Raw genomic sequence first — 17211 nt, 5'->3', positions numbered from 1 at the left:
GCTGCCCGGCGCGCTGAAAGGCGCGTTCCTGCGGCAGGCCGATTATACCCGCAAGACCCAGGAACTGGCCGAGCAGCGCCGGGCGCTGGAGGCGGAGCGGGGCGCCTGGCAGGGTGCGTCCGCCGACCGGGCGACGCTGGCGGCGCTGGAGCGGCAGCTGGAGGCGTTCGAAGGGGTCGACTGGCGGGCGCTCGCCGACGGCGAACCGGAACGCGCTCACGACCTGTGGGAGGCGTATCAGGACACCCAGCGGCTTCGCGACGACTTTGCGCAGGCGCTGTCGCACGCCGAGCGGCAGGACGAGCTGCGCCGGGCGAGAGAGGCGGCGGAGCGGATGGCCGAAACCGGACGCAAGCTGTCGCAGGAGATCGAAGGGTGGTCCCCGGAGACGGCCGCGAAGCTGGTGGAGTACGCCCAGGCCTTCGGCGTGACGCTGGAGGAGCTGGCCGAGACGGCCGATCCGCGCCTGTGGAAGCTGCTGCACAAAGCCTGGCGCGCCGATCAGGCGGGCCAGGAGGAGCTGGCCGCGCGGGCGCAGAGCGTGCGGCCAGCCGTTTCGGTCGCCGGCCTGGCGACCGGCGGGGGCGTGCGGGACGAGCTGGGCACCAAGGAATGGATGCGCCGGCGCAACGAACAGATGGCGAAGGGGCGGTGATGACGTCGAAGACAGGTGATCTTCGAGCGCAGGCGGACGCGCTCATCGCCGCGAACACGCGAGCGCTCCGTGGGGCGTTCGACTTGGACCGGCCCGCGCCGAGGCAGTGGTGGAATCTGCCAGCCAAGGTGAAGCGGTTGGACGAGATTCGGAAGGAGGGGGCCCTGCGCCTCCCCGGCGAAGACAATGCTGTCGACGCGCTGCGGCACGGCCAGGGTGCGCGGCAGGCGGCCTTGGAGGTGGGCACGGGGTGGGCGCGTCTGGGCGGCGTCGTAGGCGAGATCGCTCGAGGTGCGCAGCATGGGGTGAACTATGCGGCCTCGGGCGTGGGCGTCCCCACCAACGAGCGCCCCCGGAACCTGCGCGAGATCCTGGCCTCTGCCGAGATGGACCTGCACAACAACGAGGTGGGTTTCCGCGCGGCCGCCGAGGGGCGGCCGGTTGACCTGCGGGATCTGCAGACCGCGCCGCGGGGGCGATCACGGTAGCAGCTTGACCGTGCGACCGGAGTATGTTCCGGATATGTTCGTGGTCGCGAGCGGAGAGGGCGTGGGATTCGTGCGCTTCATCGGCGGTTTGACGCTGGGCCTAGCCCTTGGGTTGGTGATGCTCCCAGTCCTGCTCATCCTCGTCATCGCGTGGCCGAGTCATTGGATCAGCGAGCTGTCGCACGAACCGCGACCCTCAGGCGCCGCAGCTTCCGCGGCCGGCGCGGTTCGGGTGGTTCACGCCAGTTGGGGGGAAACGCTGACGCAACAGTGTCGCGGGCGTTGCGATGAGCTCACGGGGTCCCTCGTGGCCGACAGCGCGCGGCTGTTCAACGCCGCCGGCAATCGTGTGCGCGTGCGTGCAGAGGCTGAGCGATGACCACGTCTGGGGAGAGCGCGCGCAAACCCCAGCGCACGTTTCGTAGGGGCCTGAGCATCGGACTCGTAACCGGCGTCGTGTTCTGGGCCGTCGCTCTGGGCGGATGGTTCTGGATGCGCAGCGGCTTGACGCCCGACTTCCAGGTGGTCGTGAACGGGCAGGACGTAACGGCCAGCGGAGGGCGCCGCGTCCAGGTGTGGAATACCGACGGCGGCGAGCTCACGCAGGCCTGCAGGGACGCGTGCGACGACCTACGGGTCGGCGGCGGCGTGCCCGGCGAGACGGGCCTGACGATCCGCGTCGTGGACGCGGAGGGGCGAGCCATCCGCCTCGAGCCTGGCCTCGAGAACCGCTACCAGGACGGTCTCTTCCCCGAGCGTTTCGTGATCGCGGGTCGCCCCCTCGGCGTGAAGCAGGAAAGCCGTTCCTTCTTCGGCGATTGGGAATAGACGAGGCGCGATGTTCAAGCTTCCGCAGCTTCTGTTGGGCGTCGCGGTCGGCGTCGTGGCGACCCCGCTCGTCTTCTTCGTGGTCCGCCATCCTGCGGCTCGGGTCCGAGGCCTCTAGGCCGGAGCCTGCGGCGATGAACGAGCTCGTCGTCAGCGGCGCGAGCGTGTCGCGGAGCGGCGGGGCGGCCGTCGAGGTCTCGGGCTTGGGGGCCCTGAAGACCAGATGCCAAGACACTTGCGACGACCTCGTCCTCAAGGAAGAGCTTCATGGGCGGCACGCCGTGCGCGTCCTCAACTCTGCAGGCCTCTGCATTCTCTGCCGCAACCGGTACTCGAACGATGAGCAGAAGCTGGGCGTCTGGACGCTCGCCGGCGGTCCTAAGCTTGTCCTCGCTTGGAGGGCTGGCCATGCGGAATGAGCTGGGAGGCTGGCAGTCGTTCGCGGTCGGAATACTCATCGGCGCCGCCCTGCTCGTCGGCGGCTTCTACACGCTCGCTTACTTCTCCAATCAGTTCGGCTCGACTGTGGAAGTGGTCGCAGACGGCCGGCGTTGAGTCGGCACGGCGTGCGGCAGATGAAGCTGCTGCACGACGCAGGCTCCATCACGCAGACCTGCAACGGAACCTGCGACCACGTCAGATACGAAGCTGGCGCCGACAAGAGGAACTATGCGGTCGAGCTGCGGGACGCGGGGGGCGAATGCATCTCGTGCGGTCCGAAGCGGTTCGTGGCCTATGACCCCATCGGGCTGTCGGCGCGCTGGCGCATCGAGGGCCGTGAACGACTGAAGGTCGAGGTGAGCGAAAGCATCGGCCTTGGTCCTGCGCGGCGCGTCAGGGACCCGATGACCATCAAGTAGACAAGGACCGAGCCCGACCGCTCTTCCCGATGGGTCACCGCAACCGGGACGATGACGGCCTAACCGGTCGACACCTGCCGCCGCCCTGACGGGCTGCGCCCGAGCACGCGCGAGCCTCGCGCCTCGGGAGCTTCTGCGCGGCTCCACATCAACATCATCAAAGGAAGACGGATGCCCAACACCATCCTGACCGCCACCGCGGTGACGCGGGAGGCGCTTCGCGTGCTGCACCAGAAGCTGAACTTCGTGGGCACTATCACGCGCGAATACGACGACAGCTTCGCCCGCCAGGGCGCCAAGGTGGGCGATACCCTGAAGGTGCGCCTGCCCAACCAGTACACCGTGCGGACGGGAGCGAACCTTGCCGCCCAGGACACCATCGAGAGCTCAGTGGACCTGAAGGTGCAGACCCAGAAGGGCGTCGACCTGAACTTCACCAGCGTCGACCTGACCATGAGCCTGGACGACTTCTCGGAGCGGGTGATCGAGCCCGCCATGAGCGTGCTGGCGGCGAACATCGAGGCCGACGCCATGAGCATGTACAAGGACGTCTACAACCAGGTGACCAACACCGGCCAGCCGGCGAGCTTCGCCAAAGTCCTGCAGGGCCGGAAGATCCTGGTGGACAACCTGGCGCCGCTGAACGGCCGCACCTGCAACCTGAACACCCAGGACAACGTCGACCTGGTCGACGCCCTGAAGGGCCTGTTCAACGACAAGGGCACGATCAGCAAGCAGAACCGCGAGGGCTTCATGGGCCGGACTGCCGGGTTCGATTTCATGGAGAACACCCTGTGGCCGTCGCACGTGAGGGGCGCCGGCGCGGGCTACCTGGTCAACGGCGCCGGGCAGACCGGCGCGTCCCTGGCGGTGAACACCGGCACGGGCGGCCTGAAGGCCGGCGACGTCTTCACCATCGCGGGCGTCAACCGCGTGCACCCCGAAACCAAGCAGTCGACGGGCGTGCTGCAGCAGTTCGTCGTCACGGCCGACTTCGCGGGCGGCGCGGGCACGATCCAGATCAGCCCCGCGATCGTCACCTCAGGCGCGGCGCAGAACGTGTCGGGCTCGCCCGGCGCGGGCGCGGCGATCACCTTCGCCGGCACGGCAAGCCAGGCGCATGGGATCTCCATGGCCTACCAGAAAGGCGCCTTCGCCTTTGCCACGGCCGACATGGTGATGCCGCGCGGCGTCGACTTCGCCAGCCGTGAGGTGTTCGACGGCATCTCGATGCGGATCGTGCGCCAGTACGACATCAACTCGGACAAGTTCCCGTGCCGTCTGGACGTGCTCTACGGCTTCAAGACGATCCGGCCGCAGCTCGCCTGCCGCATGGCCAACAACTAGCGGGCCCCTCTCTCCGCTAGCCGCGGGCGGCCCTCTCCCGGTGGGAGGGCCGCCCGCATCTTCACCTTAGGCGACCGTGAGTGTTCGATGGCTATCAGTGACACGAGGTAGATGTCCGTTTCCCCCGCATGACGCTGGAGGATCACCTCGCGCTCGCACGAGCGCCAAGGCGGAATCCGCACGAGCAGTGGTGGAATCTCCCGGCGAAAAAGGCTGAAGGGGAGCGCATCGCCAAAGAGGAAGCTGCTCGCGCGAAGCAGCTCAACGGCGGCTTGCCCCCGCATAATACCATGGGGGACGCCGTGCGGCATGCCAGGTGGTCCAAGCGCATGGCAGAGGAGATCGACCCAGTATTCGCTCGCTTGGCGGGAGCACAGCACGAAGCCGATAATCTTATTACGAGCGTCTTGCAGAACGCGGGCGCGCAGCTTGGTTTGCTTCCGAAGTCGCTCCGCTCGGGACGGACGCTTTCTTCGGTACCTCAGACGTTCTCCGAGTCCCTTATGGATATGCGCAACAATGCTGAGGGCTTGAGGGCTGCGCGCGGGGGGCGCGCGATTGATCCGGCGCAACTGCAGCCCTATCCGACCAAGCCAACTCGTGAACTCGTTGGAAGGAACGTGCGAGCAGATTACGATGAGCGCGGCCGCCCTGCGCGATACCGCCAGCCTTGACTTATGTTCTCGTTATGTTCAAAGGTGGGCCGTTGCAGCGGAGCTTCGCGGGCGGATGCAGAGTTTGCTGAGGTTTTCCGGCGGCTTCCTGGTCGGGGCCGGAATCCTGCTCGGCTTCGCACTCGCAGCGGTTGCGGCGACGTGGGTGTTCTTCGGCTTTGTCGAGAGGTCGGACGCTCCGCACCTCGCCGTCTCCGGCGCGGCGATGACCGCACGAGGCGCGGCCATGGTCGAAATCCAGGGCGGCGACGCACGAGTGCGCTGGATATGTCGCGACGGTTGCGACGATGTCGAAGCAGCAAGCATGGCCACAAGCCTGAAGGCCGTACGGGCGCACGATGTGGACGGTGAATGTGTGGTCTGCCGGGACTACGCACTGTTCCGTGAGAGCACGGCGGCTGAGGGGGTCCTGCTGGCCGGAGCGCCACGCCTGACCTCGCGGTGGCAGCGATGATCGCGCTCACCTCAAACTCCAACAGGCGAAGCTTTGCATTCCGCATCGGCGTCGTGGCGGGGTTTGCCGGACCTCTGCTGCTTGGGCTTGCCATGCTGCTGGCGCCGAGGATGTTGGCCGCGGGTCCGCTAGCCTTTGATTTCCTTTTGGAGGTCCGCGGCGCGGACGCTTCCCTTCACGGGGTGACGCAGGTGTCGGTCGACGACGTCGTGCAGACCTGTCGCGGCCGCTGTGACGATCTGCGCATCGAAGCCAAGGTGTACGGCGACGGGCCAGGACGCCGTCTGACGGTGCTCGACAACACGGGCCGCTGCCTCATCTGCACCGACGAAGGCTACGCAACGAGGCATCACGGCCTGTCTGCGGCGGGCTGGCGCGTGGAAGGTCGCGATCGGCTTGTCGCGCGGTATGGCTGGTTCGCCGCGCCCTCATCCGATCGGGCGCCCGAATGGCGCTTCGACGACGAGCTGGGCTTGCCGTCTTCCTAGGGACGAACCGGCCCGAGCTTCACCAATCTCTCCTCACGGCCGCCTCCGGGCGGCCTTTTCTTTGGACATCATACATGGCGATCACAACCTACGCCGAGCTGCAGGCGGCGGCGGCGAACTGGCTCGTGCGCGGCGACCTGACCGCGCGCATCCCGGAGTTCATCAGCTTGGCCGAGGTGCGGCTGAACCGCGTGCTGCGCACGCGGCTTGCCGAGGTGGAGCAGGGGCTGACCGCGACCTTCGGCTCGCGCACCATCCCGCTGCCAGCCGGCTTCGCCGAGCCGCTGGCGCTTTGGATCGTGGGTCCCGAGGGGCGGCAGGCGTTGTCGTTCCTCGAGCCCACGCTGATGGGAGCTTCCTCGCTGCGCGGGGAGCCCGCGGCTTGGACGGTGGACGGAACCAACCTGGCGTTCGACCGGCCGTGCGACCAGGCCTACAGCTTCACCTTCAGGATGCTGCGGAAGTTCGCGCTGTCGGACGCAGCCCCGACGAATGCGCTGCTGGCCGATCATCCGGACGTCTACCTCTTCGCCACCCTGTGTGAGGCGGCCCCGCTGCTGCGCGACGCAGAGCTGGCTCAAGCCTATGAGGCGCGCCTGGCCCGCGCGATCGGCGAGGCCAACACCAAGGAGGCCCGCAGCCGGGCGGCGCGGACGCTCGGCAGCGAGCTGCCGGCGCTGGTCGAGGCGCGGGTCTGATGCTGCTGCCGATCGGGCCGGGCCTGCCCGAGGACGTACGCGCCGTCCTGAAGGGCTTCCACGACGCCATCTCGGCGCTGCAGGCGCCGGGGGCGCCCACGCCGCTGTTCGCCACCAGCCAGGCCGGCCTGCCGCCCGCGTCGGCCTATCCGCGCTGCCTGGCGCTCGTCACCGACCTCAACATCCTCGCCCATTCCGACGGGGCCAACTGGATCCGCCAAGACACGGGAGCCGTGATCGTCTGATGCCTTCATCCTGGTCGCCATCGCTGCGTTTCGAGCTGCAGTTCACGGGCGAGAACATCAACCTCTGGGGCGAGAAGCTGAACGCGACCCTCGCCCGCGCCGACTACGCCATCGCAGGCTGGCTGACGAAGGCGATCACCGGCGACTACACGCTGAAGACGGCGAACGCCGCCGACGACGAAGCGCGGGCGGCGATGATCAAGTTCACCGGCTCCCTCCTGGGCGCCGCCAACATAACCCTGCCGCCAGTCAGCAAGTCGTACTTCATCTACAACGCCACCACCGTCGCCCTGACCGTCACGACGGGGGCCGGGGCAACCATCACCATCGATGCGGGCGACAGCACCCTGGTCTTCTGCGACGGCGCAAACGTCCACTCCATCAGCTTCGGGGGGCTCGCCCTAAAGGAGTACGTCGGAGCAGTGGCGGCCAGTTCTGGCGCCGTTCCGGGCCCGGTCGGGCAGGCGAACAAGTATCTGTTCTCGGACGGAGCCAACGTCTTCTGGCGGCGCCCGGCCGCCTCCGATCTGTCCGACTACCAAACCGCCATCCTCGGCCGCACCGCCGCCATGGCGATCGCCCTCAGCGCATAGGAAACAGGAATGCCCGTCACCCAAAACGGCTTCGTCTCAGCGCAGACGCTGAAGACGGCTTACGCGGTTTGCGACACCGCCAACACGGATCTGGACGACAGCCCGACGACAGTCGTGGCCCTTCTGACCGCCGGTTCGAACGGCGCCATCGTCTATGCGCTCAAGGCGACACCGCGGGCGACGGTCGCGGCGACGCGCCTCGGCCTTTACCTCTCCAAGAATGGCGGCGCGACCAAGCGGCTGGTCCGGCAGGCGACGATGCCGGCGGCTACGGTCTCGACGGCGGCGGGCGCCTTCTCAACCGACCTGGGCGGCTTCGGCGAGACCAACCCGCTCCGCCTGGAGGCGGGCGACATGCTCTACGTGGACATCGGCGTGAGCCTGGCCGCGGGCATCGTCTTTGACGCCGAGTATGAAGAGCTCTAGCGCCGATGAAGACCATCAATCGTCTCGGCATCGCCGCACTCAAGAGCATCGCGGCGAAGCCAATCGCCACGCGAGATGCGACGCGCCCGACGCCATCGCCCAATCAGTACACGCCAGGCACCTATAGCTTTCGCCCGTTGCAATCCGGCTATTGGAAGTTCGTGCTGTGGGGCGGAGGGGCAAACGGTGGCGCCAGTTCATGGGGCGGCGGGTCCGGCGCTTATTGCGAGAAAACTGTGTTCCTGACGACTTCGCAGGCGGTAGCTCTGAACGTCGGCGCGCGTGCTAGCGCCACCACGGCAACGATGCCGGACGGCACGATAGTCTCGGCAGGTGGAGCGATCGGCCAGTCGGGCGGCACAGCGTGGGGAGGGGATGTCAATCTGAACGGCTCCCCCGGCGGCTCTGGAAGCAGTAGCGGTGCGGCGGGCAGCGGCACCGGGGGCGGCGGTGGAGGGAGCAAGGACACAAACAACGGTGGCGCAGGCGCGCCGGCCAACCTGCCGTTTCGCGGCGGGGCAGGAGGAACAGGCAGCAATACTCCCGACCCTGGAACGTCGCCGGGCGGCGGGGGTGGTGACGCCGGCTCGGGCGCTGGCGTCGGCGGCAACGGTCTCGCGATTGTGCTGTTCGTCAGGCCCTAGAGCCTCCTGCTAATTTCCACCAGGGCAGCGGCCCAATCAAACTGGGCGTTGAGTCGGATGAGAGTAACACTGTCATACCAGGCGGTGCGCTCGATCCTTTCGCCCCAGCGCCAATCCGGCCCTATCTCGGGCAAGATCACAAACGTTCGTTTTCCGAGGGCACCCGCCAGGTGGGCTATGGACGTATCCACGCTGACGACGGCGTCGAGCCCCGCGACGATTTCGGCGGTGTCCATGAAGTCGAGCGCGCCGGTGTCTTCTGGGGCGAGGCTGACGGTGGGGAAAGGCGGTTCTATTCCATCTGGCATTGAGCGGGCGAGGTCATTTGGGTGCTTGGGATTCCCCCTCCGCACCAGCCCAATCCCGCCTGGACTTCTCGCGGGAGCGCTTAGGTACGGCGCGCCCTCAAGATCGAAAGCTTCTAACCGCAGAGGCAGATCGGCCAGCATCACCCAGGCGTCCGGCTCCGGAAATTCCAACGTCCCCGCGGCGGGCACCGTGCGGACCCCCAGCTGCTCGAACAGACGGACAAGCGGCGGCAAGCATATGAATGTCACGTCTGCGGCGAGGCCGCGAAGCTCGGGGACGTACCGGGCGAACATAATCTGATCGCCCAGTCCCTGCTCGGGAAACACCACCAAGTGCTTTCCGGTCAGGTCGCCACCCGTCCATTCCGGCGCTGCGAAGCGTGGCTTGGCGATGCCAAGGCCAGGAACGGACGCGCGGTGAGCGTATAGCGGGAGACCTTCGCGCAGCCGCCCCTGTGCCAACAGGGCAAGCGCAAGTGCGTGGCGAGCCGCGGGGCCGGCCCCGGTAGAGGCCGCAAGCCGAAGGTGCGGTTCAGCTTTCGACCACTCACCTCGCAAGGCATGAACGCTTCCCCTCGCATGGAAGTCCGCTGCGCGTTTGCTCATGGTGAACACCTATCACAGGAGGCGCGGTGCGCATCCCGCTCCAACTCGCTCCGGCCTGAATGGCAATGCCACGACGCTGCGACAGAGGAGCGATGGCCGACCGGACATGCGTCCGCTTCCGGTTGGTTGTGATCCGGTCGTCCGGCGATTGCGGTGGTGAGAGCCTGACTACGACCCTGCTGACGAAGGTCCGCCGGACCACGTTCGCCTTCAGCGCCAACACGTTGGCCGCGCCTGATGCCCGACGCTTAACACAGGAACCTTCATGCGCATTCCCCTCGAACCCCCGCCGGGGCTGTTCGGCGACGACACGACGTTTGCCGGCGCCGGACGCTGGGCCGACGGCTCGAACGTGCGCTTCCGACTGGGCCTGCCGCAGACCATCGGCGGCTGGGAGAGCCTGACGCAGGAGAAGCTCATCGGCGTCTGCCGCGCGGTGTTTCCCTGGACGGACAATGTCGGGACGCTGAACATCGCATTCGGAACCCACGCCAAGCTGCAACTCTGGCGCGGCGGAGCCCTGTTCGACATCACGCCGACGTCAGGCTTCACGCCGGGGGTCATCGATGGCGCAGGTTCAGCGGGGTATGGGACCGGCGCTTATGGGAAAGGCGGTTACGGCCTGCCGTCGGTGACCGACTACTTCCCGCTGACCTGGTCGTTCGGCGCGTGGGGGCAGCAGCTGCTGGCCTCGCCTCGGCATCAGACGATCTTCGCCTGGGCCAACGACGCGGCTGTGAAGGCTCAGCCCCTCGCGAACGCCCCGGCCAACGTGACCCACATGCTCGTGGCGCCCCTGAACGGCGGCTACCAGGTGTTCGCGCTGGGGTGCAACGAGGAGGTCTCCGGCGTCTTCAACCCGCTGTGCATCCGGCACTCGTCGATCCGCAACAACACGCAGTGGAGCACGAGCGCGTCCGGCTCAACGGCGCGCGAATACATCCTGACTGGCGGCGGGCGGATCGTAGCGGGGCGGATGTGCGGGCCGTACATGCTGGTGTGGACCGGCGACGCCCTCTTCCTCGGCACGTTCGTGGGCGCGTTGAACCAGCCCTGGCGGTTCGACCGGGTGGGCCGCAACTGCGGACTGATAGGTCCGAACGCTGCAGTCGTGGTGGGCCAGCACGCGTTCTGGGTGAGCCCCGACCGGCAGTTCTATCGCTATGCGCTCGGCGGCCAGCCCGAGCCGATCCCATGTCCGATCCGCCGCGACTTCGCCGAGGAGCTGGCCGCGAGCCAGGGCGACAAGGTCGTCGCCTCGTCCAACGCGGAATTCTCGGAGGTTCGGTTCGACTATCCCGACCGTCGCGACGGCTATGAGAACAGCCGTTATCTGGCCGTCGCCCTGAGCGGGCCGGACGCCGGCGCCTGGCACCGCGGGATCATGGCCCGCACTGCGTTCGTGGACGCCGGACCTTCGGCCTATCCCATCGGCGTGGCCTACGACGGCTCGATCTACTTCCATGAGAAGGGCCGCTCCGCCGATGGCGCGAAGTTCGCCTGGTTCATCGAAACGGCGGACAGCGCGCTCGACCCAGAGCGGACCCTGCTGGTGCGCGAGCTGTGGCCGGACTTCAAAGATCAGGCGGGTTCGGTGTCGGTCACGCTCGCGGCAAGGTTCTCCCCACAGGGATCTGCGCAGGTCTCGGCGCCGAAGGCGATGGCGCCCGGCGAGGCCAAGACGGACCTGCTGATGAGCGGGCGGCTCTTCCGGGTGCGCTTCTCGGGCGAGAGCGCGCCGACGGGCTGCCGGATCGGTAAGCCGATGTTCGACGTCGCGCCCGCAGGCGGGCGCTGACGATCTCAACCCAACAAGGAGTGTCCCATGGGCTTCAGCATTGGAGGATCCGCTTCGAAGACGAAGACGACCTCGGATCGCACGGCCACCTCAACCCGCACGCCGATCATCCCGGAGTGGGCTTCAAATCTCACGCAAGGCGTGGCTGGCCGTGTCGGCAGCCTGACGTCGGTCGACCCGCAGTCGCTGGTCGCGCCGGCTCACGGGCTCCAGTCGCAGGCGGCCAATACCGCGCAGAACCTGGGCGGGCAGCTGTGGAACCACGAAGGCGCCATCGACGTGGCGCGCGGCGTCGCGAGCTCCAACTGGCTCGACAATTACATGCAAGCCCCGGCGACCCCGGCTGTTCGGGGTGAGAGCCTGCTGGACAACCTGTCGGCCTACATGAGCCCGTACACCAAGGATGTGGTGGATGCGGCTCTTGCCGATTTCGATCACGGCGCCGGGCAGACGCGAGCCCAGCAGGACCTGGACCTCGCCGGCTCGGGCGCCTTCGGCGGCTCAGGGGCGGCGCTCACCCGGTCGATGACCGAGGACGCTATCCTGCGGGGCCGCGCGAGCACCAGCGCCAACCTGCGGGACCAGGCTTTCAACCGGGGCGCGGCGCTGTCGAGCGAGGACGCGAACCGACGCCAGCAGGCGGCGGCGCTGAATGCGCAAGTGACGCAGCAGGACTGGAACCAGCGCGTCAGCCAGTACATGGCGGGCCAGGATCAGCGGCTCCGCGCCGCAGACCAGCTCGCGGGCCTCGCCAACGGTTACGAGGCCAACCAGCGGGCCAACATTACCGCGCAGGCGGAGTTGGGCGATGCCCTGCGGGGGATCGAGCAGGACTATCGGCAGGCGCCGATCACCAGCACGCAGCAGCTGGTGGCGATGCTGAGCGGACTTCCGCTCGCGCTCTTCGCTGGCGAGCAGACGAACGAGACCGAGCACGCCAAGACCACCAGCAAGAAAAAGGGCGTGAGCGCCACTCTCGAGGGGTCGTGGCCGAGCATGAAATGACCCAATCCGAACGCCTGGCCGCCCTCGAGCAGCGGCTGACCGACCACGAGGCCCGCTGCGAGGAGCGGCTTGGAGAAATTAAGACGGCGGCGGCTTCGACTCTGCAGGCCGTCGAGGGCCTGAAGAACCGTTCGTGGGCGCTGGTCGTGGCGCTGCTCGCCTGGGCTATGGCTCAGGTGTGGAGCGTGAACGCTGCACGGATCGAGCGTCTGGAAGCCGCGGCGCCGGTCGCATTGCAGGAGGCGCACCATGCTCCCGCCGATTGAGGTGCGCTGGATCTACCGGCGAATCTACACCTACGCCTCGACTCTGCTGAACAGCGCCGGCGTCGTCGTCATCATCTGGCGCATCGATGATCCCGGCGCGCTGAAATGGCTGGGATTGGCCCTGATCGGGGCCAACGTGATCATGGCGACGCTTTATCTCGCCGGGGCGACCGTCACGGACTGGGCGAAGCTCGCCGCCGCCGCCCGGCGTGGGGCCGAGTAGCCCCCACTCAAGGACAACATCGACATGACGACCAAGCTGACGGCGCACTTCGCGCTGGAAGAGCTCGCGTGCACGCAGCACCGCGAGATCGACAATACCCCGCCGCCGGAGGTGGTGGGCACGCTACGGATGACAGCCGCGCGAATGGAGGAGATCCGACGGCTGCTAGGCGACCGGGTGATCACCGTATCGAGCGGCTATCGCTGTCCGGCGCTGAACCGGCTCGTCGGCGGCGCCAGGACCTCGGCCCACCTGACGGGCCACGCCGTCGACTTCAATTGCTACGGCTACGGTGCGCCCCGCGCCGTTTGCGAGGCGATCGCCGGCTCCAATCTCAGCTTCGACCAGCTCATCGAGGAGGGGACGTGGGTCCACGTCTCGTTCGATCCGCGCCTGCGGCGGCAGGTGCTGACGAAGCGGCCGGGCGGCGGCTACGAGCTGGGGTTACGGCCATGAGCGCCCGCTGGATCGCCACGCTCGTTGCTGCGGGCGTCCTGCTCGTCTCGGCGCTCGGCCTCTACTGGAAGGGGCGCATGGAAGGCTCGGCGCGTGAGCGCCCGAAGGTGGACGCCGCGCTCGCGCGAGCCGCGGTCGCAGGCCTGGAAGCGCGAGCCGAACGCGACAGCGCCCATCGTGTGGAGGTCGTCGTTCGCCGACGCGATGTCGCCGCCCGCACGGTCACCCAGCTCACTCAAGACGCCATGACTTCGGAGGACGCCCATGCGCCCCTTGCCGCCGATCGCGCCTCTCGGCTTCGCGATCATGATCGCCAGCTGTGCCTCGCCGCGCCCGAGCTGGCCGGATGCGCCGCAGATCCAGACGCCGCCGGAAGCCAGCCGGCCGTGCGCCATACACCTGCTTCCGGAGCGGCCGACCCAGGCTGACTTGGAGGTTGGGTACGCGACGCGGGGCGCGCAGATCGTGGCCTGCGATGCGGCGCGCCGGCTTGCGGTCGAAACGCACGAGGCCGAGCACGCCCTGGAGGCGGAGGCGCGGAGCGGCAGGAGGCGTTAGGCGGGCGCCCGCATCTGGCGTTCCGCCGCGGCCAGGCGGCCGATGTAGGCGCCGACGTCCGCCGGCCAATCGGCGATGAGGTCGTCGAAGCGGCTGTCATTGCGCGCGTAGAGCGCCCGAAGCGCCTCCTCGTACCCGGGAAGATCCCCGGCCAGCACCGACATGGCGCGATAGACGGCCGTCTGCGCCTCTCGCGCCTGATCGGTGTGTTGGCTCGCGCGGCGGGCCTCCTCGACCAGGCGGCGAAGCGCGGCGGACGCGCCGCCGGGCTGCGTGGCGAGCCACTCCCAATGACGAGGAAGGAGGGTGACCTCACGCGCGACGACGCCGAGCTTCGGCCGGCCACGGGCTGGGCGTTCCGGCGCAGGCGAATCTGTCTCAGCTCCGGCCGGCAGGTCGAGCTGCGCGCCGGTGTCGTCATCGAGGATCAGGACCCGTGCAGCTCCGCGCGCGAGCGCTTGGCGTGCGGTTTCCGATACGACGGTCAAGTCGCCCGAGGCCAGCTGGCGGGTCCCTTCGAAGGCGGTGAACGGCACGAACGTTTCCCGGAGGCGGAGCAGCCCTTCTAACGCCGTAGCCACTCCCGTCAATAATAGCCGGGTAAAACTAGATGCTGGCGCGAGCTGTCGGGAGCGATGCCCATTCTGCTCGGCGCTAAAGCAGCCGCGTCTGCGCGCGCTTAGTGTCGGAGCACAACGTTGTGGGGAAGTGGCGTCTCCCCGATCCGATCAGGACCGGGGAGACGTGGTGCCGCCGGGCAGGATTGAACTGCCGACCTCAGCCTTACCAAGGATGCGCTCTACCACTGAGCTACGGCGGCGAAGGCGCGCGCTATAGCGGGCGCGGCGCGGCTCGTGAAGCCCCTATCTGTAGCCGAGCCGCTTGACGATGCGGGCGCCTCGCCGCACCCCTTCAGCCATGGAGCCGAAGGACAAGGACCCGAAGCCCGGCGCGGAATCACGTGAGGCCAAGCTCGCGGCCGCGCTGCGGGCGAACCTGCGCCGCCGCAAGGCCGCGCACCGCGCCGCTGATTCGGGGAAGAAGAGCAGCACGGCGCCCGACTGAGGCCATTGCGCCGTTCCACGCGCGCGCTAGATATCGGCCCCAGGCGACCGCGGCTCCGCGCGGCTCCGTGTGCTGCGAAGGATTAGGATTGGACCGCATCGCCATCACCGGCGGCGCGCGCCTGGAGGGGGAGATCCCCATCAGCGGCGCCAAGAACTCGGCCATCAAGCTGATGGCCGCCAGCCTGCTGACCGACGAGCCGTTGCGGCTGACCAACATGCCGCGGCTGGCGGATACGCGCTTTTTGGGCAAGCTGCTGCAGCGCCTGGGCGCCGAGGTGATCGAAGCCGACGGCGCGGACGGGCCCGAAACCGTCCTCACCACCCGCGAGATCGTCAGCGGCTTCGCACCCTACGATCTGGTCCGGCAGATGCGAGCCTCGTTCAATGTGTTGGGGCCACTCCTGGCTCGGTCAGGTCAGGCGAAAGTCTCGCTGCCCGGCGGCTGCACGATCGGCGCGCGGCCGGTGGACCTGCACCTGCAGGCGCTGGAGGCGCTGGGTGCGCGGATCGACCTGCACGAAGGCTATGTCTACGCCCAGGCTCCGCGCGGGCTGAAGGGCGCGGAGATCGAGTTTCCGTTCGTTTCGGTCGGCGCCACCGAGCATACGCTGCTCGCAGCCGTTCTGGCCGACGGCGAGACGGTGGTCCGCAACGCGGCGTGCGAGCCTGAGATCGACGACCTCGCGGACTGCCTGAACAAGATGGGAGCCAGGGTCACGGGGGCGGGGACTTCTGAAATCCGAATCCAGGGCGTCAGCCGGCTCTCTGGCGCCACCCACGCCGTTCTGCCGGATCGTATTGAAACCGGCACCTACGCGCTAGCCGCCGCCATGGCCGGAGGGGAAGTGCGGCTGACGCGCACCCGCAGCGACTTCATCCAGGCGCTGCTCGACAAGATGGTCGAGGCCGGCGTCGACATCACCCCTCATAACGACGGGGTGACGATCAAGCGCAACGGCGCCCGCCTGAACGCCGTTGAGGTCGAGACGGACCCTTACCCCGGCTTTGCGACGGACCTGCAGGCCCAGTTCATGGCGCTGATGACCCTGGCGGACGGCGAGAGCGTCATCCGCGAGACAATTTTCGAGAACCGATTCATGCATGCGCCGGAACTCCGCCGCTTGGGCGCGGACATCACGGTGCAGGGCGGCGAGGCGAGGGTGCGCGGGGTCGATGCGCTGGAAGGCGCGCAGGTCATGGCGACGGATTTGCGAGCCTCGGTGAGCCTCGTGATTGCAGGCTTGGCGGCGCGGGGCGAGACGGTCGTGAACCGCGTCTACCACCTTGACCGTGGTTTCGAGCGTCTGGAAGAGAAGCTGGGCGCGTGCGGCGCCCAGGTTCGGCGCCTCAAGGGCGACGGCGAGGCCGAGGAGGACTGATGGCCGACGCAGCGCCGCTTCGACTGCTGGCCGAGGACGCCGACGATCTCGCGATCATCTCGGCGGCGTTGCAGGACGCCGTCGCGAAGGTGGGCGACGTCGTCTACGAGCCCAGGGCGCGCCGGCTGACCCTCGCCTTCAACCGCTTCCGCTGGGAGGCGGGCGTACGTCAGCGCGTGCGCTCGGCGCTGCAGTTGGGCGGCGTGCTCGACCTCAAGGCCCGGAAGGTGCGTCGCGATCGACCGGATGCGGTGGTCGAGCTGCTGGCGGTGACCTTCGAGCCGGCCGAAGCCCCAGGCGGAACGGTGACGCTCAGCTTCGCGGGCGGCGGCGATCTGCGAGCCCAGGTGGAGTGCGTCGACGCCGTGCTGGCGGACGTCTCGCAACCTTGGCCGACGCCGCGGAAGCCAGCCCACGAGGACGACGCGCCGTAGCGTCCGACGCCTCGCACGGCTAAAGAGGCGCGCCATGCGCCGTTTCACCTTCACCGATCCTGGCTTTCAGGACGCGTTCGCCGCGTTTGTGGCCGAGCGCCGCGACACACCCGACGAGGTGGATGCGATCGTCCGCGATGTGCTGGCGGCCGTGCGTGCGGAGGGGGTGTCGGCGCTGCTGCGCTACGCCCGTGAATTCGACAAGGTCGAGCTTACGGAAGAGACCCTGCGCGTGAGCCCCGAGGAGATCGCCGAAGGCGCTGCGGCCTGTTCAGCGGAGGTGCGGGACGCGATCGCCTTCGCTGCGGCGCGGATCCGCGCCTACCACGAGCGGCAGCGCCCCGGCGATCAGCGGTTCATCGACGAAGCTGGCGTGGAATTGGGCTGGCGGTGGACCCCGCTGGAGTCCGTCGGGATCTATGTTCCGGGCGGTCGCGCCGCCTACCCCTCGACCGTGCTGATGAACGCGGTGCCGGCCGCGGCGGCGGGCGTGGACCGCATCGCCATGGTGACGCCGCCGGGCCGCCTGCAGCCCGCCGTGCTGGCCGCGGCCCAAGCCGCCGGCGTGACGGAGATCTGGCGAGTGGGTGGAGCGCAGGCGGTGGCGGCGCTGGCCTATGGAGCCGGGCCGATCCGACCGGTCGACAAAGTCGTCGGGCCAGGAAACGCCTTCGTGACCGCAGCGAAGCGCCGGGTCTATGGCGACGACGC

The 17211-nt window shown here is 68.2% G+C and carries 27 protein-coding genes and 1 tRNA gene; 25 read left to right on the top strand and 3 right to left on the bottom strand.

From position 1 onward, the window contains the following. The 15 genes from RIF93_RS10620 to RIF93_RS10550 all read left to right on the top strand — a co-directional run. Nucleotides 1–655 (top strand): hypothetical protein (locus RIF93_RS10620; RefSeq protein ID WP_309091123.1); only part of this gene is annotated, 655 nt, incomplete at its 5' end. A 137-nt stretch (nt 656–792) separates the two neighbouring features. Next, nucleotides 793–1143: a hypothetical protein gene (locus RIF93_RS10615; RefSeq protein ID WP_309091121.1), complete on the top strand. Its 351-nt coding sequence runs from the start codon at nt 793–795 to the stop codon at nt 1141–1143. 492 nt (nt 1144–1635) lie between these two features. Continuing rightward, complete coding sequence (locus tag RIF93_RS10610; protein ID WP_309091119.1) at nt 1636–1971, top strand: hypothetical protein; 336 nt, start codon at nt 1636–1638, stop codon at nt 1969–1971. A 134-nt stretch (nt 1972–2105) separates the two neighbouring features. Next, the gene (locus RIF93_RS10605) at nt 2106–2390 is read left to right on the top strand and encodes a hypothetical protein (RefSeq protein WP_309091117.1); all 285 of its coding nucleotides are present in this window, start codon (nt 2106–2108) and stop codon (nt 2388–2390) included. Then, nucleotides 2380–2526, top strand: coding sequence for a hypothetical protein (locus RIF93_RS10600; RefSeq protein WP_309091115.1), 147 nt, complete (start codon nt 2380–2382; stop codon nt 2524–2526). The genes RIF93_RS10605 and RIF93_RS10600 overlap by 11 nt, the downstream gene beginning before the upstream one ends. A 20-nt stretch (nt 2527–2546) precedes the next feature. Continuing rightward, entirely contained in the window at nt 2547–2831 is a 285-nt protein-coding gene (locus tag RIF93_RS10595; protein WP_309091113.1) for a hypothetical protein, read from the top strand. Between the two features lie 171 nt (nt 2832–3002). Next, nucleotides 3003–4178: a P22 phage major capsid protein family protein gene (locus RIF93_RS10590; RefSeq protein ID WP_309091112.1), complete on the top strand. Its 1176-nt coding sequence runs from the start codon at nt 3003–3005 to the stop codon at nt 4176–4178. Between the two features lie 128 nt (nt 4179–4306). After that, nucleotides 4307–4852, top strand: coding sequence for a DUF6973 domain-containing protein (locus tag RIF93_RS10585; RefSeq protein ID WP_309091110.1), 546 nt, complete (start codon nt 4307–4309; stop codon nt 4850–4852). 55 nt (nt 4853–4907) lie between these two features. After that, nucleotides 4908–5306 (top strand): hypothetical protein, encoded by a 399-nt coding sequence (locus tag RIF93_RS10580; RefSeq protein WP_309091107.1) that lies wholly within the window; start codon nt 4908–4910, stop codon nt 5304–5306. Next, on the top strand, nt 5303–5794 hold the full coding sequence (locus RIF93_RS10575; protein ID WP_309091105.1) for a hypothetical protein: 492 nt from the start codon (nt 5303–5305) through the stop codon (nt 5792–5794). Before RIF93_RS10580 ends, RIF93_RS10575 begins: the two co-directional genes overlap by 4 nt. A gap of 74 nt (nt 5795–5868) precedes the next feature. Next, nucleotides 5869–6492, top strand: a complete 624-nt coding sequence (locus RIF93_RS10570; protein ID WP_309091104.1) for a hypothetical protein — start codon at nt 5869–5871, stop codon at nt 6490–6492. Further along, the gene (locus RIF93_RS10565; protein WP_309091102.1) at nt 6492–6737 is read left to right on the top strand and encodes a hypothetical protein; all 246 of its coding nucleotides are present in this window, start codon (nt 6492–6494) and stop codon (nt 6735–6737) included. Before RIF93_RS10570 ends, RIF93_RS10565 begins: the two co-directional genes overlap by 1 nt. Then, nucleotides 6737–7330 carry a hypothetical protein gene (locus RIF93_RS10560; RefSeq protein ID WP_309091101.1) on the top strand — a complete coding sequence of 198 codons (594 nt, stop codon included), beginning with the start codon at nt 6737–6739 and terminating at the stop codon, nt 7328–7330. Before RIF93_RS10565 ends, RIF93_RS10560 begins: the two co-directional genes overlap by 1 nt. A gap of 9 nt (nt 7331–7339) precedes the next feature. Continuing rightward, nucleotides 7340–7756 (top strand): hypothetical protein, encoded by a 417-nt coding sequence (locus RIF93_RS10555; RefSeq protein WP_309091099.1) that lies wholly within the window; start codon nt 7340–7342, stop codon nt 7754–7756. Between the two features lie 5 nt (nt 7757–7761). Next, the gene (locus RIF93_RS10550; protein WP_309091097.1) at nt 7762–8400 is read left to right on the top strand and encodes a hypothetical protein; all 639 of its coding nucleotides are present in this window, start codon (nt 7762–7764) and stop codon (nt 8398–8400) included. On the opposite strand, the gene RIF93_RS10545 is transcribed toward RIF93_RS10550, so the two are convergent. After that, nucleotides 8397–9314 carry a hypothetical protein gene (locus RIF93_RS10545; RefSeq protein WP_309091095.1) on the bottom strand — a complete coding sequence of 306 codons (918 nt, stop codon included), beginning with the start codon at nt 9312–9314 and terminating at the stop codon, nt 8397–8399. The genes RIF93_RS10550 and RIF93_RS10545 overlap by 4 nt on opposite strands. A 265-nt stretch (nt 9315–9579) precedes the next feature. Here RIF93_RS10545 and RIF93_RS10540 point away from each other — a divergent pair, with 265 nt between their 5' ends. Genes RIF93_RS10540 through RIF93_RS10515 form a run of 6 tightly spaced genes read left to right on the top strand, consistent with a single transcriptional unit; the run spans nt 9580 to nt 13490 of the window. Then, complete coding sequence (locus tag RIF93_RS10540; RefSeq protein WP_309091093.1) at nt 9580–11112, top strand: hypothetical protein; 1533 nt, start codon at nt 9580–9582, stop codon at nt 11110–11112. A 27-nt stretch (nt 11113–11139) separates the two neighbouring features. Continuing rightward, complete coding sequence (locus RIF93_RS10535; RefSeq protein ID WP_309091091.1) at nt 11140–12117, top strand: hypothetical protein; 978 nt, start codon at nt 11140–11142, stop codon at nt 12115–12117. Continuing rightward, the gene (locus RIF93_RS10530; protein WP_309091089.1) at nt 12114–12383 is read left to right on the top strand and encodes a hypothetical protein; all 270 of its coding nucleotides are present in this window, start codon (nt 12114–12116) and stop codon (nt 12381–12383) included. The genes RIF93_RS10535 and RIF93_RS10530 overlap by 4 nt, the downstream gene beginning before the upstream one ends. Continuing rightward, nucleotides 12367–12606, top strand: coding sequence for a hypothetical protein (locus RIF93_RS10525; RefSeq protein WP_309091087.1), 240 nt, complete (start codon nt 12367–12369; stop codon nt 12604–12606). Before RIF93_RS10530 ends, RIF93_RS10525 begins: the two co-directional genes overlap by 17 nt. Nucleotides 12607–12630: 24 nt before the next feature. After that, the gene (locus RIF93_RS10520) at nt 12631–13062 is read left to right on the top strand and encodes a D-Ala-D-Ala carboxypeptidase family metallohydrolase (RefSeq protein ID WP_309091085.1); all 432 of its coding nucleotides are present in this window, start codon (nt 12631–12633) and stop codon (nt 13060–13062) included. Beyond that, nucleotides 13059–13490 carry a hypothetical protein gene (locus tag RIF93_RS10515; protein WP_309091083.1) on the top strand — a complete coding sequence of 144 codons (432 nt, stop codon included), beginning with the start codon at nt 13059–13061 and terminating at the stop codon, nt 13488–13490. The genes RIF93_RS10520 and RIF93_RS10515 overlap by 4 nt, the downstream gene beginning before the upstream one ends. Nucleotides 13491–13616: 126 nt before the next feature. Here RIF93_RS10515 and RIF93_RS10510 read toward each other — a convergent pair whose 3' ends face one another. Both RIF93_RS10510 and RIF93_RS10505 read right to left on the bottom strand, forming a co-directional pair. Further along, nucleotides 13617–14156 carry a DUF2239 family protein gene (locus RIF93_RS10510; protein ID WP_309091082.1) on the bottom strand — a complete coding sequence of 180 codons (540 nt, stop codon included), beginning with the start codon at nt 14154–14156 and terminating at the stop codon, nt 13617–13619. A 209-nt stretch (nt 14157–14365) separates the two neighbouring features. Continuing rightward, nucleotides 14366–14440, bottom strand: a tRNA-Thr gene (locus RIF93_RS10505). Nucleotides 14441–14538: 98 nt separating this feature from the next. On the opposite strand from RIF93_RS10505, the gene RIF93_RS10500 reads away from it, so the two are divergent. The 4 genes from RIF93_RS10500 to RIF93_RS10485 form a co-directional block, all read left to right on the top strand. After that, the gene (locus tag RIF93_RS10500) at nt 14539–14685 is read left to right on the top strand and encodes a hypothetical protein (protein WP_309091080.1); all 147 of its coding nucleotides are present in this window, start codon (nt 14539–14541) and stop codon (nt 14683–14685) included. 88 nt (nt 14686–14773) lie between these two features. Then, the gene (murA, locus tag RIF93_RS10495) at nt 14774–16066 is read left to right on the top strand and encodes a UDP-N-acetylglucosamine 1-carboxyvinyltransferase (protein WP_309091078.1); all 1293 of its coding nucleotides are present in this window, start codon (nt 14774–14776) and stop codon (nt 16064–16066) included. After that, complete coding sequence (locus RIF93_RS10490; protein WP_309091076.1) at nt 16066–16500, top strand: DUF2948 family protein; 435 nt, start codon at nt 16066–16068, stop codon at nt 16498–16500. The genes murA and RIF93_RS10490 overlap by 1 nt, the downstream gene beginning before the upstream one ends. 34 nt (nt 16501–16534) lie before the next feature. Next, nucleotides 16535–17211: histidinol dehydrogenase (locus RIF93_RS10485; protein ID WP_309091074.1), on the top strand; the 677-nt coding region annotated here is incomplete at its 3' end.

The sequence above is a fragment of the Phenylobacterium sp. genome, from assembly GCF_031181185.1.
Taxonomy (GTDB): Bacteria; Pseudomonadota; Alphaproteobacteria; order Caulobacterales; family Caulobacteraceae; genus Phenylobacterium.
The sequence above is the reverse complement of the archived record's forward strand: the minus strand, read 5'-3'. Positions and strand labels throughout refer to the sequence as shown.

What these genes read in the sequence shown, in the direction of transcription:
- RIF93_RS10610 (WP_309091119.1), top strand. Translation starts at nt 1,636, where the DNA reads ATGCGCAGCGGCTTGACGCCCGACTTCCAGGTGGTCGTGAACGGGCAG.
- RIF93_RS10605 (WP_309091117.1), top strand. Translation starts at nt 2,106, where the DNA reads ATGAACGAGCTCGTCGTCAGCGGCGCGAGCGTGTCGCGGAGCGGCGGG.
- RIF93_RS10600 (WP_309091115.1), top strand. Translation starts at nt 2,380, where the DNA reads ATGCGGAATGAGCTGGGAGGCTGGCAGTCGTTCGCGGTCGGAATACTC.
- RIF93_RS10595 (WP_309091113.1), top strand. Translation starts at nt 2,547, where the DNA reads ATGAAGCTGCTGCACGACGCAGGCTCCATCACGCAGACCTGCAACGGA.
- RIF93_RS10590 (WP_309091112.1), top strand. Translation starts at nt 3,003, where the DNA reads ATGCCCAACACCATCCTGACCGCCACCGCGGTGACGCGGGAGGCGCTT.
- RIF93_RS10585 (WP_309091110.1), top strand. Translation starts at nt 4,307, where the DNA reads ATGACGCTGGAGGATCACCTCGCGCTCGCACGAGCGCCAAGGCGGAAT.
- RIF93_RS10580 (WP_309091107.1), top strand. Translation starts at nt 4,908, where the DNA reads ATGCAGAGTTTGCTGAGGTTTTCCGGCGGCTTCCTGGTCGGGGCCGGA.
- RIF93_RS10575 (WP_309091105.1), top strand. Translation starts at nt 5,303, where the DNA reads ATGATCGCGCTCACCTCAAACTCCAACAGGCGAAGCTTTGCATTCCGC.
- RIF93_RS10570 (WP_309091104.1), top strand. Translation starts at nt 5,869, where the DNA reads ATGGCGATCACAACCTACGCCGAGCTGCAGGCGGCGGCGGCGAACTGG.
- RIF93_RS10565 (WP_309091102.1), top strand. Translation starts at nt 6,492, where the DNA reads ATGCTGCTGCCGATCGGGCCGGGCCTGCCCGAGGACGTACGCGCCGTC.
- RIF93_RS10560 (WP_309091101.1), top strand. Translation starts at nt 6,737, where the DNA reads ATGCCTTCATCCTGGTCGCCATCGCTGCGTTTCGAGCTGCAGTTCACG.
- RIF93_RS10555 (WP_309091099.1), top strand. Translation starts at nt 7,340, where the DNA reads ATGCCCGTCACCCAAAACGGCTTCGTCTCAGCGCAGACGCTGAAGACG.
- RIF93_RS10550 (WP_309091097.1), top strand. Translation starts at nt 7,762, where the DNA reads ATGAAGACCATCAATCGTCTCGGCATCGCCGCACTCAAGAGCATCGCG.
- RIF93_RS10545 (WP_309091095.1), bottom strand. Translation starts at nt 9,314, where the DNA reads ATGAGCAAACGCGCAGCGGACTTCCATGCGAGGGGAAGCGTTCATGCC.
- RIF93_RS10540 (WP_309091093.1), top strand. Translation starts at nt 9,580, where the DNA reads ATGCGCATTCCCCTCGAACCCCCGCCGGGGCTGTTCGGCGACGACACG.
- RIF93_RS10535 (WP_309091091.1), top strand. Translation starts at nt 11,140, where the DNA reads ATGGGCTTCAGCATTGGAGGATCCGCTTCGAAGACGAAGACGACCTCG.
- RIF93_RS10530 (WP_309091089.1), top strand. Translation starts at nt 12,114, where the DNA reads ATGACCCAATCCGAACGCCTGGCCGCCCTCGAGCAGCGGCTGACCGAC.
- RIF93_RS10525 (WP_309091087.1), top strand. Translation starts at nt 12,367, where the DNA reads ATGCTCCCGCCGATTGAGGTGCGCTGGATCTACCGGCGAATCTACACC.
- RIF93_RS10520 (WP_309091085.1), top strand. Translation starts at nt 12,631, where the DNA reads ATGACGACCAAGCTGACGGCGCACTTCGCGCTGGAAGAGCTCGCGTGC.
- RIF93_RS10515 (WP_309091083.1), top strand. Translation starts at nt 13,059, where the DNA reads ATGAGCGCCCGCTGGATCGCCACGCTCGTTGCTGCGGGCGTCCTGCTC.
- RIF93_RS10500 (WP_309091080.1), top strand. Translation starts at nt 14,539, where the DNA reads ATGGAGCCGAAGGACAAGGACCCGAAGCCCGGCGCGGAATCACGTGAG.
- RIF93_RS10490 (WP_309091076.1), top strand. Translation starts at nt 16,066, where the DNA reads ATGGCCGACGCAGCGCCGCTTCGACTGCTGGCCGAGGACGCCGACGAT.